At 69.7% G+C, this 13,134-nt stretch carries 12 protein-coding genes; 8 read left to right on the top strand and 4 right to left on the bottom strand.

Annotation, left to right across the window (positions count from 1 at the left end; all coding sequences use genetic code 11):
• The first annotated feature begins 51 nt into the window (after positions 1–51).
• A complete protein-coding gene (locus tag ACGFZQ_RS18155) occupies positions 52–1,554 on the top strand; it encodes a PQQ-binding-like beta-propeller repeat protein (protein ID WP_393841213.1) in 1,503 nt (500 codons plus the stop codon).
• A gap of 257 nt (positions 1,555–1,811) precedes the next feature.
• On the opposite strand, the gene ACGFZQ_RS18150 is transcribed toward ACGFZQ_RS18155, so the two are convergent.
• Positions 1,812–2,105, bottom strand: a complete 294-nt coding sequence (locus tag ACGFZQ_RS18150) for a DUF397 domain-containing protein (RefSeq protein WP_123973668.1) — start codon at positions 2,103–2,105, stop codon at positions 1,812–1,814.
• 281 nt (positions 2,106–2,386) lie between these two features.
• Here ACGFZQ_RS18150 and rpsO point away from each other — a divergent pair, with 281 nt between their 5' ends.
• The 5 genes from rpsO to ACGFZQ_RS18125 all read left to right on the top strand — a co-directional run bounded on the left by rpsO (position 2,387) and on the right by ACGFZQ_RS18125 (position 7,844).
• Positions 2,387–2,674, top strand: coding sequence for a 30S ribosomal protein S15 (gene rpsO / locus ACGFZQ_RS18145; protein WP_351747508.1), 288 nt, complete (start codon positions 2,387–2,389; stop codon positions 2,672–2,674).
• Between the two features lie 324 nt (positions 2,675–2,998).
• The gene (locus ACGFZQ_RS18140; protein WP_351747506.1) at positions 2,999–5,221 is read left to right on the top strand and encodes a polyribonucleotide nucleotidyltransferase; all 2,223 of its coding nucleotides are present in this window, start codon (positions 2,999–3,001) and stop codon (positions 5,219–5,221) included.
• Positions 5,218–6,597, top strand: a complete 1,380-nt coding sequence (locus ACGFZQ_RS18135) for a M16 family metallopeptidase (protein ID WP_382547335.1) — start codon at positions 5,218–5,220, stop codon at positions 6,595–6,597. The genes ACGFZQ_RS18140 and ACGFZQ_RS18135 overlap by 4 nt, the downstream gene beginning before the upstream one ends.
• A gap of 26 nt (positions 6,598–6,623) precedes the next feature.
• The gene (gene dapB, locus ACGFZQ_RS18130; RefSeq protein ID WP_365805976.1) at positions 6,624–7,376 is read left to right on the top strand and encodes a 4-hydroxy-tetrahydrodipicolinate reductase; all 753 of its coding nucleotides are present in this window, start codon (positions 6,624–6,626) and stop codon (positions 7,374–7,376) included.
• A gap of 15 nt (positions 7,377–7,391) precedes the next feature.
• On the top strand, positions 7,392–7,844 hold the full coding sequence (locus ACGFZQ_RS18125; protein ID WP_351747501.1) for a hypothetical protein: 453 nt from the start codon (positions 7,392–7,394) through the stop codon (positions 7,842–7,844).
• 78 nt (positions 7,845–7,922) lie between these two features.
• On the opposite strand, the gene ACGFZQ_RS18120 is transcribed toward ACGFZQ_RS18125, so the two are convergent.
• From ACGFZQ_RS18120 to thyX, 3 genes are all read right to left on the bottom strand, one after another.
• Entirely contained in the window at positions 7,923–8,477 is a 555-nt protein-coding gene (locus ACGFZQ_RS18120) for a hypothetical protein (RefSeq protein ID WP_351747499.1), read from the bottom strand.
• A 90-nt stretch (positions 8,478–8,567) separates the two neighbouring features.
• Positions 8,568–8,831 (bottom strand): hypothetical protein, encoded by a 264-nt coding sequence (locus ACGFZQ_RS18115; RefSeq protein ID WP_351747497.1) that lies wholly within the window; start codon positions 8,829–8,831, stop codon positions 8,568–8,570.
• Between the two features lie 273 nt (positions 8,832–9,104).
• A complete protein-coding gene (gene thyX, locus ACGFZQ_RS18110; protein WP_351747496.1) occupies positions 9,105–9,890 on the bottom strand; it encodes an FAD-dependent thymidylate synthase in 786 nt (261 codons plus the stop codon).
• 336 nt (positions 9,891–10,226) lie between these two features.
• On the opposite strand from thyX, the gene dapA reads away from it, so the two are divergent.
• Both dapA and ACGFZQ_RS18100 read left to right on the top strand, forming a co-directional pair.
• Positions 10,227–11,126 (top strand): 4-hydroxy-tetrahydrodipicolinate synthase, encoded by a 900-nt coding sequence (gene dapA, locus ACGFZQ_RS18105; protein ID WP_351747494.1) that lies wholly within the window; start codon positions 10,227–10,229, stop codon positions 11,124–11,126.
• Between the two features lie 156 nt (positions 11,127–11,282).
• Positions 11,283–12,968, top strand: a complete 1,686-nt coding sequence (locus tag ACGFZQ_RS18100; RefSeq protein WP_393841212.1) for a ribonuclease J — start codon at positions 11,283–11,285, stop codon at positions 12,966–12,968.
• Positions 12,969–13,134: the final 166 nt, after the last annotated feature.

Genomic DNA, 13,134 nt, shown 5'->3' with positions numbered 1-13,134 from the left:
GTACGCGTAGCGCGAAGCAGAGAAGAAAAGGGAAGAAAGGGAACGTTCGGCGTGAGCTTCGGCCCACCTCCATCCATCTACACCCAGTCCACACTCGCCGCCGACGGCGAGCGAAAGAAGCGGCGCAGACGTCTGTTCGGCGCGCTGGCGGCCGCCGTGGCCGTCGTGCTGGCCGCGGGCGGCGCGCTGGCGATGTCCCTGGGTGACGACACGTCGTCCGCCGCCCGGCAGGCCGCCGCCCCCGCTCCGGACGCGATACGGCAGACCACCGAGCGGACCCCGGCCTCGCCCGAGGGCCGGGTCGTGGTCGACCACTACGAGGAGGACCTCCCCAAGGAGAGCGACCCCAGTCCGCGGTACGCGCCGGGCACCTGGGCCACCGGCAAGGTCCTGGCCAAGGGCATCGGCACCAGGATCGTGGGCGTCAAGACAGAAGCGGGCGTCGACGACACGGCCTGGACCATCCAACTGGACGGTCACCTCTGCGCCACCAGCGGCCATGTCACCGTCGACGGCCGTACCGCGGTCGTGGTGCAGCCGAACAAGCGCAAGGGCACCAAGGACGCCGGCATCTGCGACGAGGTCGTCTTCGTCGACCTGAACAACGGCAAGAAGCTGTGGACCGCCACGATGCCCTCGGCGCGCGAGGCCTATGTCACCAACACGAACCTCACGCTGACCAAGGGCGTCGTCGCCGTGGCCTGGGGGCACGGCTCGGTGGCCTACGACATGAAGAGCGGCGAGCGGCTCTGGAACAGCACCACCGGCGCCAAGTGCGTGGACAAGGGCTTCGCCGGCGGAGGCGCGCTGCTCGCCCTGGAGAGCTGCGGAGCCGCACCCGACACCACCTACCGGGTGCAGCGGCTCGACCCCCGCACCGGAAAGCCGCGCTGGACCTACAAGGTCGCCGCCGGTGTCCAGGACGTCTATCTGCCCTCCGCCGATCCGCCGGTACTCGCCGTCGCGGCGGGCGACACCCTGGTCACCGACCTCATCACCCTCGACGGTGACGACGGCGGCAAGCTCGCCACCATCTCCATGGGCGGCGACGCCTACGACCCCCGGTGCGGCGACCGCTACTTCTCCGCCGGCTTCTTCGGCGACCTGGAGAACTGCGACGGCGTGGTCGTCGGGCCCGACCAGGTCTACGTCACCAGCAAGGACCAGTCCGAGATCGACCAGCCGGAGAACTGGATCGTCGCCTTCGACCGCACGACCGGCAAGACCGTGGGCAAACTCGACGGACGGCCGTTGGAGCCCGTCGTCCCGCTGCGGATGAGCGGTGACCGGCTGCTGGTGTTCCGCAGCAGCCTCAGCGACATCGAACCGTCCGCCGTGGAGGCCTGGAATCCCCGCACCGGCAGGCTGACCCCGTACCTGCTCTTCGGCCTGCCGTCCGACGAGGAGGGCGAGCTCGGCGACCCGACGCAGTCGGACATCGTGGTGGAACAGGGCAGGGTCTTCTTCGCGAAGCGGGAACTCGCCGCCGACGACAAGCACCCCAAGGCCGCCGTGCTGTCCGTGCTCGGCATCGGCAGCGCCGAAGAGAGCTGAGCCCGGCTGTGGGGGGGGGCGCCCCCCGGGCGCCCCCCCCCCCCCCCCCCGGGGGCGGGGGGGGGCCCCCGCCCGGGGGGCGGGGGGGGGGGGCCGGGGCGCCCCCCCCCCCCGGGCGCCCCACGGCATGCCCCCCCCCCACAACACCCCCCCCCGGCCGGCGTGGGGGCGGGGCCGCCCCTCCGCGCCCCCGGGGGGGGGGGCCCGGGGGGGGGGGGGGGCCCGGGGGGCGCCCCCCCCCACAGCCGGGCCGTCGGTCACTGGGCGGCCAGGCCGCCGTTGCGCTCGTTCGGCTCCAGGTCGAACTCGCCGTCCCGGGCGCCCAGTACGAAGGCCCGCCACTCCGCCTCCGTGTACCGCAGCACGGTGTCCGGATCGAGCGACGACCGCATGGCCACGGCGCCCTCGGGAAGGTAGGCGATCTCGACCCGCTCCTCGTCCTGCTCGGTGCCGGGCGCGCAGTGCCACTCGACGCCCGAGATGTCGAGCGCGTAGAGCTCGTCCCGTTCCCGCTCCTTGCGCGCCTTCATCTCCTCAGCCGTCTCGCTCATCCCGCGGCGACCCCTTCCCGACGACGTACGTACGCTGTGACGGTCACACTACTGGCGGTCGCCCTGTCTTCGGCCGTCTCGCACGGTCCGGGACCGTCCCGGACATTCCTGTACTCCGGCACTGGTACCCTGGTCGACGGCCGTTTGTGTACGCACCCCCGGAGTCCCCCGTGGACCCCTGAGGCCGCGCCCGACGGATCCCGCCTCCCGAGTAGTGGAAGCTCCCCCGCGATGAAGACCGGGGGCGCTCGGTGGGCACTCACAGACTACGAGGAGTACGCGTGTCGCTCGACGCCGCTACGAAGAAGCAGATCATCAGCGAGTTCGGTACCAAGGAGGGCGACACCGGCTCCCCCGAGGTCCAGGTCGCCATGCTGTCGCGTCGGATCTCCGACCTGACGGAGCACCTCAAGATCCACAAGCACGACCACCACTCCCGTCGTGGTCTGCTGATCCTGGTCGGTCAGCGCCGTCGCCTCCTGCAGTACCTGGCGAAGAAGGACATCCAGCGCTTCCGTGCGCTGGTCGACCGCCTGGGCATCCGCCGCGGTGCGGCGGGCGCCAAGTAACACGCCGTGAAGGGAGCGGTTCCCGGAGACACCCGGGGCCGCTCCCTTTGCCGTACGTGCGGAAACGTGCGGAGTGTCACTCACGCTTTGTAGTGTGGTAGCACAACGCAATACGCACGACACAGCACGACAGCGAACAAGGAGAAGCGCACCCAAGCCGCCGCCGGTCCTCGGTAGTGGCCCCCGGGGGGAAGCGAGCCCCGGGTGCTTCGATCGAAGACCGGCCCGCACAGCACGGCGCGCTTCTCCGGGACCGTCCCCCTGCCACACGGGCAGACCGGGACAAAAGACGTAACGCAGACGAAAGTAACGGAGAAAACGCTAGTGGAGAACGAGACCCACTACGCCGAGGCCGTCATTGACAACGGCACCTTCGGCACCCGCACCATCCGCTTCGAGACGGGCCGCCTGGCCAAGCAGGCCGCCGGCTCCGCCGTGGCGTACCTGGACGACGACACCATGGTGTTGTCGGCCACCACCGCCTCCAAGAACCCCAAGGACCAGCTCGACTTCTTCCCCCTCACGGTGGACGTCGAGGAGCGGATGTACGCCGCCGGCAAGATCCCGGGTTCCTTCTTCCGCCGTGAGGGCCGGCCGAGCGAGGACGCGATCCTCACCTGCCGCCTGATCGACCGCCCGCTGCGCCCGTCCTTCAAGAAGGGCCTGCGCAACGAGATCCAGGTCGTCGCCACCATCATGGCGCTCAACCCCGACCACCTGTACGACGTCGTCGCGATCAACGCCGCGTCCGCGTCCACCCAGCTGGCCGGCCTGCCCTTCTCCGGCCCGATCGGCGGCGTCCGCGTCGCGCTGATCAACGGCCAGTGGGTCGCGTTCCCGACGCACACCGAGCTCGAGGACGCCGTCTTCGACATGGTGGTCGCCGGTCGCGTCCTGGAGGACGGCGACGTCGCGATCATGATGGTCGAGGCCGAGGCCACCGAGAAGACCATCCAGCTGGTCCAGGGCGGTGCCGAGGCGCCGACCGAGGAGGTCGTCGCCTCCGGTCTGGACGCCGCGAAGCCTTTCATCAAGGTGCTCTGCAAGGCCCAGGCCGACCTCGCCGCGAAGGCCGCCAAGCCGACCGGCGAGTTCCCGATCTTCCTCGACTACCAGGACGACATCCTGGAGGCGCTGTCCGCCGCCGTCCGCCCGGAGCTCGCCTCCGCGCTGACGATCGCGGGCAAGCAGGAGCGCGAGGCCGAGCTGGACCGCGTCAAGGGTCTGGCCGCCGAGAAGCTGCTCCCGGAGTTCGAGGGCCGCGAGAAGGAGATCTCCGCCGCGTACCGCTCGCTGACCAAGCAGCTGGTCCGGGAGCGCGTGATCAAGGAGAAGAAGCGCATCGACGGCCGCGGTGTCACCGACATCCGCACCCTGGCCGCCGAGGTCGAGGCCATCCCGCGCGTGCACGGTTCCGCCGTGTTCGAGCGTGGCGAGACCCAGATCCTGGGCGTCACCACCCTCAACATGCTCCGGATGGAGCAGCAGCTGGACACCCTTTCCCCGGTGACCCGCAAGCGCTACATGCACAACTACAACTTCCCGCCGTACTCCACCGGCGAGACCGGCCGCGTCGGCTCCCCGAAGCGCCGCGAGATCGGCCACGGCGCCCTCGCCGAGCGCGCCCTGGTCCCGGTCCTGCCGACCCGCGAGGAGTTCCCCTACGCGATCCGCCAGGTGTCCGAGGCGCTCAGCTCGAACGGCTCGACCTCCATGGGCTCGGTCTGCGCCTCCACCATGTCGCTGCTGAACGCCGGTGTGCCGCTGAAGGCCCCGGTCGCCGGTATCGCCATGGGCCTGATCTCCCAGGAGATCGACGGCGAGACGCACTACGTCAGCCTCACCGACATCCTCGGTGCGGAGGACGCCTTCGGCGACATGGACTTCAAGGTCGCCGGCACCAAGGAGTTCGTGACCGCCCTCCAGCTCGACACCAAGCTGGACGGCATCCCGGCCTCCGTCCTGGCCGCCGCCCTCAAGCAGGCCCGGGACGCCCGCCTCCACATCCTCGACGTGATGATGGAAGCGATCGACAAGCCGGACGAGATGTCCCCGAACGCCCCGCGGATCATCACCGTCAAGATCCCCGTGGACAAGATCGGTGAGGTCATCGGCCCCAAGGGCAAGATGATCAACCAGATCCAGGAGGACACCGGCGCCGAGATCACCATCGAGGACGACGGCACCATCTACATCGGCGCCTCCGACGGCCCGGCCGCCGAGGCCGCCCGCGCCACGATCAACGGCATCGCCAACCCGACGATGCCCGAGGTCGGCGAGCGCTACCTGGGCACGGTCGTGAAGACGACCACCTTCGGCGCGTTCGTGTCCCTGCTGCCCGGCAAGGACGGTCTGCTGCACATCTCGCAGATCCGCAAGCTGGCCGGCGGCAAGCGCGTGGAGAACGTCGAGGACGTCCTCGGCGTGGGCCAGAAGGTCCAGGTCGAGATCGCCGAGATCGACTCCCGCGGCAAGCTCTCCCTGATCCCCGTGATCGAGGGCGAAGAAGGCTCCGACGAGGACGCAAAGGACGACACCGACAAGTGACGTCGAGCAGCTCCACGACGACGGCCCGCACCTCTTCGGAGGCGCGGGCCGTCGCCCGTACCCAAACCCTGATCAAGGGCGAGAACGGCATCGGCACGGTCCGCAAGACCACCCTCCCCGGCGGCCTGCGCATCGTCACCGAGACCCTGCCCTCGGTCCGCTCCGCGACCTTCGGCATCTGGGCCCACGTCGGCTCCCGCGACGAGACCCCCGCCCTGAACGGCGCCACGCACTACCTGGAGCACCTCCTCTTCAAGGGCACCACGCGCCGCTCCGCCCTGGACATCTCCTCCGCCATCGACGCGGTCGGCGGCGAGATGAACGCGTTCACGGCGAAGGAGTACACGTGCTACTACGCGCGCGTGCTCGACACCGACCTGCCGCTCGCCATCGACGTCGTCTGCGACATGCTGACCGGCTCGCTCATCCTCGAGGACGACGTCAACGTCGAGCGGGGCGCGATCCTCGAAGAGATCGCCATGACCGAGGACGACCCGGGCGACTGCGTGCACGACCTGTTCGCGCACACCATGTTCGGCGACAACGCCCTCGGCCGCCCGGTCCTCGGCACGGTCGACACGGTCAACGCCCTCACCGCCGACCGCATCCGCCGCTTCTACAAGAAGCACTACGACCCCACCCACCTGGTGGTCGCGGCGGCCGGCAACATCGACCACAACAAGGTCGTACGACAGGTCCGCGCGGCCTTCGAGAAGGCCGGTGCCTTCCGGACCGCCGAAGCGGCCCCCATCGGCCCGCGCGAGGGCAGCCGCACCATCCGCACCTCCGGCCGCGTCGAACTCCTCGGCCGCAAGACCGAACAGGCGCACGTCGTCCTCGGCATGCCCGGACTGCCCCGTACCGACGACCGCCGCTGGGCGCTCGGCGTGCTCAACACCGCCCTCGGCGGGGGCATGTCCTCCCGGCTCTTCCAGGAGGTCCGCGAGAAGCGCGGCCTGGCCTACAGCGTGTACTCCTACACCTCGGGCTTCGCCGACTGCGGCCTGTTCGGTGTGTACGCCGGCTGCCGGCCCTCGCAGGTCCACGACGTCCTCAAGATCTGCCGGGACGAACTGGACCAGGTAGCCGAGCACGGCCTGCCGGACGAGGAGATCGGCCGTGCCATCGGCCAGCTCCAGGGCTCCACGGTGCTCGGCCTGGAGGACACCGGCGCGCTGATGAACCGTATCGGCAAGAGCGAGCTGTGCTGGGGCGAGCAGATGTCCGTCGACGACATGCTGGCCCGGATAGCCGCGGTGACCCCGGACGAGGTCCGTTCCGTCGCCCGCGACATCCTGGGACAGCGCCCGTCGCTGTCGGTCATCGGCCCGCTCAAGGACAAACAGGCCGCACGCCTGCACGACGCCGTCGCCTGACACACCACCGGTAAGGAACGAAGAAGATGAGCAAGCTGCGCGTGGCGGTCCTCGGCGCCCGGGGCCGTATCGGTTCCGAGGCGGTCAAGGCGGTCGAGACCGCCGAGGACATGGAGCTGGTCGCCGCCCTCGGCCGGGGCGACAAGCTGGAGGCGCTGGCCGAGTCCGGCGCCCAGGTCGCGGTCGAACTGACCACACCCGCCTCGGTGATGGGCAACCTCGACTTCTGTGTCCGCCACGGCATCCACGCCGTCGTCGGCACCACGGGCTGGACCGACGAGCGCCTCGCGCAGCTGACGGGCTGGCTGGACCAGTCCCCGGAAACCGGCGTGCTCATCGCCCCGAACTTCTCCATCGGCGCCGTGCTGACGATGAAGTTCGCGCAGATCGCCGCGCCCTACTTCGAATCGGTGGAGGTCGTCGAACTCCACCACCCGAACAAGGCCGACGCCCCCTCCGGCACCGCCACCCGCACCGCCCAGCTCATCGCCGAGGCCCGCCGCGCGGCCGGCACCGCCCCGGCCCCGGACGCCACGGTGACGGCGCTGGACGGCGCCCGCGGCGCCGATGTCGACGGCATCCCCGTCCACGCCGTCCGCCTCCGCGGCCTCCTGGCCCACCAGGAGGTCCTCCTCGGCGGCGAGGGCGAGACCCTCACCATCCGCCACGACTCCCTCCATCACAGCAGCTTCATGCCGGGCATCCTGCTCGGCGCCCGCCGCGTGGTGACCACTCCGGGCCTGACCTTCGGCCTGGAAAACTTCCTGGACCTGGGCTGATACGAGACCTCTGACATGCGCGCGAAGCTCTCCTACGCCCTCACGGCCGCCGTCCTGGTCTTCTACTTCGTCCTGGTCGGCAGCCGGGGCGTGATGCTCATCCAGACCGGCACGGTCCTCACCGTCACCTTCGGGGTGGCGGTGCTGATCCTGCCGGTCATCGGCCTGTGGTTCCTGTGGAAGAACACCCAGTTCGTCCGCCGGGCCAACGCCCTCGCCGCGGAACTCGACGCCGAGGGCGGCCTGCCCGTGGACGAACTGAAGCGCACCCCCGGCGGCCGCATCGACCGGGACTCCGCCGACGAGGTCTTCGCCAAGCGCAAGGCCGAGACCGAGGCCGCCCCCGACGACTGGCGCAGCTGGTTCCGGCTCGCCGTCGCCTACCACGACGCCCGGGACACCCCGCGCGCCCGCAAGGCGATGCAGCGCGCCATCGCCCTGCACGACGGCAGGCCGCTGGAGGCCTGAGCGGCACCCCGCATACACGGCAGGGGCCGGTCCGCATCACGCGGACCGGCCCCTGCTTCGTATGGCCACCGGGGGCGCTCAGCCGCGCCCGTACTCCGCCGCCCACGCCTCCACCGCGTCCGCCGCACGGTCGAAGGCCGACGCCCGGCCCAGGAAGTCCATCCCGTGCGTGGTCAGCAACGGATCCATGTCGTCCGACGACCGGTCCTTGCGTACGAGCGTCAGCGCCTGACCCTGCACCGTGCGCGGCAGCCCCAGCCAGCGGACCGGCTGCTGTGCCGTGCGCACCGAGACGACCCGCTTCCAGGGCACCGTCCGCGTGTACAGCAGACCCACCTGGCGCACCCCCCGCGCGCTGACCCACACGCCCATGCGCAGTATCCGCAGGGCGCCGGCGATGATCAGCAGGGCGATGCCGAGGACCGCCCCGGCGGAGGAGAGCGAGCCGGTCAGGGCCAGCGCGACCGCCGCGAACAGCACGAACGAGGCCAGCAGCAGCCACAGGGCGGCTCCGCCCACCCGCCACGGCCCGGGCCGGTAGGGACGGCGCCAGCGGTCCCGGTCGTCGAAGGGCAGGGGGCTGTCGAGTGCCGCGTCATCGGTGCGGTCGGCCATCAGGAAGGGCAGGGGCACGGCTGGTCCTCACTCAATCCATGCATGGGCTGTGCCCGGTGAGGCTATCCGGCCGTGTTCCCGCTCACCACTCGCGGGGGTCCGGAAGAGTCAGTGCCCCTGAGAGGCCTGCGACTGCTGGGTTCCCGTGTCGGACGGCGTGGACAACGCCGGCATGCCCAGGACCAGCGCGCCCACCAAGCCGGCGGCGATGGTGAGCCCGAGCAGCCAGCGCCCGGCTATCTGACTCACGGACGACCGCTGACGGGGTGGGGGAGCGACATTGCTGCGGAACTTGTCGGCTTCGGCGATGAAGGCGAAGGGTACGGGTTGGCGCCTGGGGGCACCGCCCAGCGGGCGCTGGGGGAGGAACATCGGGGGCGTCTCCTTTCTGGAACCGCGGGAAGGGATCGAACGAATCGCTCTCACCAACACAGACGAGCGAACGTAGCGATAGGTGCCCGGTTGCCCCGAATTCACAGAACTTCACCGAAGTTCGCCAAAGATGTCGCGCCCCGGTACCGAACGCCCCGATGTCAGCGGGCCGCCCTGGAGTCTTGGACGCTGCACAAGACGGCCGGGGCCTTCCAGCACGATCGCGCTGGAAAACCCCGGCCGTGTCTCCGATGTACGGAACTGGATGCGGCGTCAGACCTTCCGCCAGCCCGGGACCCACGCGCCGTCCTCGACGGTGTAGTCACCGAAGAGCGCCGGGGCCTCCTTGACCATCAGCTCGCCCACCTTTCCGAAGATGAGGCGGATCTCTTCCTCGGCCCCGGCCGCCGTGCGGTTCTCGATCACGTGCCGCAGGGTGCGCACGTTCGCGCTCCAGACCAGGCCGGTCCCCAGACCCTCGGGTGCGAACCGTCGCATGAAGGAGGTCTTGGCCTTCTTCTCCGCGAAGGGCACGCCCTCCTCGTCCAGTCCGAAGTGGTCCGCCATCCAGAGCTGGAAGGTCTCCATCTCCTTGAGGAGCCCTTCGGCGCGTGACATGAGCTCCGCGTCCTGCTGGGCCCACTCGGGGAACCAGAACGGCAGGTCGTCCAGACGCACGAAACGCAGCGACTCCTGGGACACCGCGACACCCGCCCGGTGGCGTACCAGCTCGTGGGTGGCCACGCGGCTCACGTTGTGCAGGATGAAGTTGAAGGTGACGTGCTCCAGGACCGACCCATGGGCGCTGGCCAGGATGTTCTTCAGGTACTTCTCCTGGTCCGCGCGGATACGCGTGACGTTCGGGTTGAGACCGGGCTCCCAGGAGCGGTAGCAGATACGGCCCGCGAACTCCGCGAGGTTCTGCGCGTCGTCCAGCTCACCGCGGTCGATGCGCTCCAGCCACTTCTCTCCACCGACATCCTGCAGGTACGCCGCGATCTCGTCGTAGTCGAGCTCCGGGCGGCCGATGAGATGCACCTGTGGTTCGACCGCGTGCATGGTGATCACTCCAGTTCAGAATGGGGCAGAGAGGCGTAATCCTCCCACGCCGGTGCCGTTGTGCCTGGCTGCGGGGGCCGGGCAGCGGCCGTACCGCTTCGGCGCCGGGATCTCATCGTAGGCGCAAGGCCGGCGGGCTCCTCTGGTCGACGTCCGTGCGGACCGGCCTTGAGAGGTGTCCGTATTGCGGCATTTAGTGAAGTTCATCTAGCCTGATCAAACGGACCCGGCACTGCTTGAACCCCCGAGCAGGCAGTGCCGGGCTCCGCATTTGTCAGGACTTTCCCCACACCCCAAGGGCAGACCGCGCCGTGAGCACCGAGTAGCGTGTAACCCATGGCTCCGACCTCCACTCCGCAGACCCCCTTCGGGCGGGTCCTCACCGCCATGGTCACGCCCTTCACGGCGGACGGCGCACTCGACCTCGATGGCGCGCAGCGGCTCGCTACCCACCTGGTGGACGCAGGCAACGACGGCCTGATCATCAACGGCACCACCGGTGAGTCGCCCACCACCAGCGATGCGGAGAAATCGGACCTGGTACGAGCCGTACTGGAGGCGGTCGGCGACCGCGCCCACATCGTGGCCGGCGTCGGCACCAACGACACCCACCACAGCATCGAGCTGGCCCGCCAGGCCGAGCGCGACGGCGCACACGGCCTGCTGGTCGTCACGCCGTACTACAACAAGCCCCCGCAGGAGGGCCTGTACCGGCACTTCACGACGGTGGCCGACGCCACCGGACTGCCGGTCATCCTCTACGACATCCCCGGCCGCAGCGGCGTTCCGATCAACACCGAGACGTTCGTCCGCCTGGCCGAGCACCCGAGGATCGTCGCCAACAAGGACGCCAAGGGCGACCTCGGCCGCGCGAGCTGGGCCATCGCCCAGTCCGGCCTCGCCTGGTACTCCGGCGACGACATGCTCAACCTGCCGCTGCTCTCCGTGGGCGCCGTCGGCTTCGTCTCGGTCGTGGGCCATGTGGTCACCCCGGACCTCAGGGCCCTCGTCGAGGCCTTCATCTCCGGTGATGTGCAGAAGGCCATGGAGATCCACCAGAAGCTGCTCCCGGTCTACACCGGCACGTTCCGCACCCAGGGCGTCATGACGACCAAGGCCGCGCTGACCCTCCAGGGACTGCCTGCCGGGCCGCTGCGCGCCCCCATGGTCGAATGTTCGGCCGAGGAGATCGCCCAGCTCAAGATCGATCTTGCTGCTGGCGGGGTACAGCTCTGACAACAGACTTCACGCGGACGTCCGCGTAGCAAGGCCTAACAACTGAATACGGCGGGACACCGGTGCCCGCACTCCACAACGACAACTGCTTATGCACGAACGTCATCCACGCCACGTGCCCGACCGGTACGTGGCGTGGGTGGTGAGGAGAGTCTTTTGAGTCATCCGCATCCTGAACTCGGCCCGCCGCCCCAGCTCCCCGAAGGCGCCCTGCGCGTCACCCCGCTCGGCGGGCTCGGCGAGATCGGCCGGAACATGACCGTCTTCGAGTACGGCGGCCGTCTGCTGATCGTCGACTGCGGGGTGCTCTTCCCCGAGGAGGAGCAGCCCGGAATCGACCTGATCCTGCCGGACTTCACGTCCGTCCGGGACCGTCTCGACGACATCGAGGGCATCGTCCTCACCCACGGCCACGAAGACCACATCGGCGGCGTCCCCTTCCTGCTCCGCGAGAAGCCGGACATCCCGCTCATCGGCTCCAAGCTGACCCTCGCCCTCATCGAGGCGAAGCTCCAGGAGCACCGCATCCGCCCGTACACCCTGGAAGTGGCGGAGGGGCAGCGCGAGCGCATCGGCCCCTTCGACTGCGAGTTCGTCGCCGTCAACCACTCCATCCCGGACGCCCTGGCCGTGGCCATCCGCACCCCGGCCGGCATGGCGGTGCACACCGGCGACTTCAAGATGGACCAGCTCCCGCTGGACCACCGTCTGACGGATCTACACGCGTTCGCACGGCTGAGCGAGGAAGGCATCGACCTTCTTCTGGCCGACTCGACGAACGCCGAGGTGCCGGGCTTCGTCCCGCCCGAGCGCGAGATCTCGAGCGTCCTGCGTCAGGTCTTCGCCGGAGCCCGCAAACGGATCATCGTGGCGAGCTTCGCCAGCCATGTCCACCGCATCCAGCAGATTCTGGACGCGGCCCACGAGTACGGCCGCCGGGTGGCCTTCGTCGGACGCTCCATGGTCCGCAACATGGGCATCGCCCGGGACCTGGGCTACCTCAAGGTCCCGCCGGGTCTCGTCGTCGACGTCAAGACGCTCGACGACCTCCCGGACAGCCAGGTGGTCCTGGTCTGCACGGGCTCCCAGGGCGAACCGATGGCCGCCCTGTCCCGCATGGCCAACCGCGACCACCAGATCCGTATCGTCGACGGCGACACGGTCATCCTGGCCTCGTCCCTGATCCCCGGAAACGAGAACGCGGTCTACCGCGTCATCAACGGCCTGACCCGCTGGGGTGCCGACGTCATCCACAAGGGCAACGCCAAGGTGCATGTCTCCGGCCATGCCTCCGCCGGCGAACTGCTGTACTTCTACAACATCTGCCGGCCGAAGAACCTGATGCCAGTGCACGGCGAATGGCGCCATCTGCGCGCCAACGCCGAACTGGGCGCCCTGACGGGCATCCCGCACGACCGCATCGTCATCGCCGAGGACGGCGTGGTCGTCGACCTGGTCGAGGGCAAGGCCAAGATCTCCGGCAAGGTCCAGGCGGGTTATGTGTACGTCGACGGTCTCTCCGTCGGCGATGTCGGCGAGCCGGCCCTGAAGGACCGCAAGATCCTCGGCGACGAGGGCATCATCTCGGTCTTCGTCGTGGTCGACTCCTCCACCGGCAAGATCACGGGCGGTCCGCACATCCAGGCCCGCGGCTCCGGCATCGACGACTCGGCGTTCGCGGCCGTCGTCCCGAAGATCTCGGAGGTCCTGGAACGCTCGGCGCAGGACGGGGTCGTGGAGCCCCACCAGCTGCAGCAACTCATCCGCAGGACCCTCGGCAAGTGGGTCTCGGACACGTATCGCCGCAGGCCGATGATCCTCCCGGTCGTCGTGGAGGTCTGACCCGCGGACGGGGCCACCAACGGCCTCTCGTACGCGTGAACATGGAGCGGGGGGGGGGGGGGGGGGGGGGGGGGCGCGCCGCCCCCCCGGGGGGGGGGGGGGCGCCCGCCCCGGCCCCCCCCCCCCCGCGCAGGGGTGGATGTGCGTGACGCCGCCCCCCCCGGGA

Source organism: Streptomyces sp. NPDC048254, from assembly GCF_043201895.1.
Classification (GTDB): Bacteria; Actinomycetota; Actinomycetes; order Streptomycetales; family Streptomycetaceae; genus Streptomyces.
This window is presented reverse-complemented; position numbering and strand designations above follow the sequence as displayed.

Coding starts and splice junctions, on each gene's coding strand:
- ACGFZQ_RS18150 (WP_123973668.1), bottom strand. CDS start 2,105: ATGAGCGAGACGGCTGAGGAGATGAAGGCGCGCAAGGAGCGGGAACGG.
- dapB (WP_365805976.1), top strand. CDS start 6,624: ATGAGCAAGCTGCGCGTGGCGGTCCTCGGCGCCCGGGGCCGTATCGGT.
- ACGFZQ_RS18125 (WP_351747501.1), top strand. CDS start 7,392: ATGCGCGCGAAGCTCTCCTACGCCCTCACGGCCGCCGTCCTGGTCTTC.
- ACGFZQ_RS18115 (WP_351747497.1), bottom strand. CDS start 8,831: ATGTTCCTCCCCCAGCGCCCGCTGGGCGGTGCCCCCAGGCGCCAACCC.
- thyX (WP_351747496.1), bottom strand. CDS start 9,890: ATGCACGCGGTCGAACCACAGGTGCATCTCATCGGCCGCCCGGAGCTC.
- dapA (WP_351747494.1), top strand. CDS start 10,227: ATGGCTCCGACCTCCACTCCGCAGACCCCCTTCGGGCGGGTCCTCACC.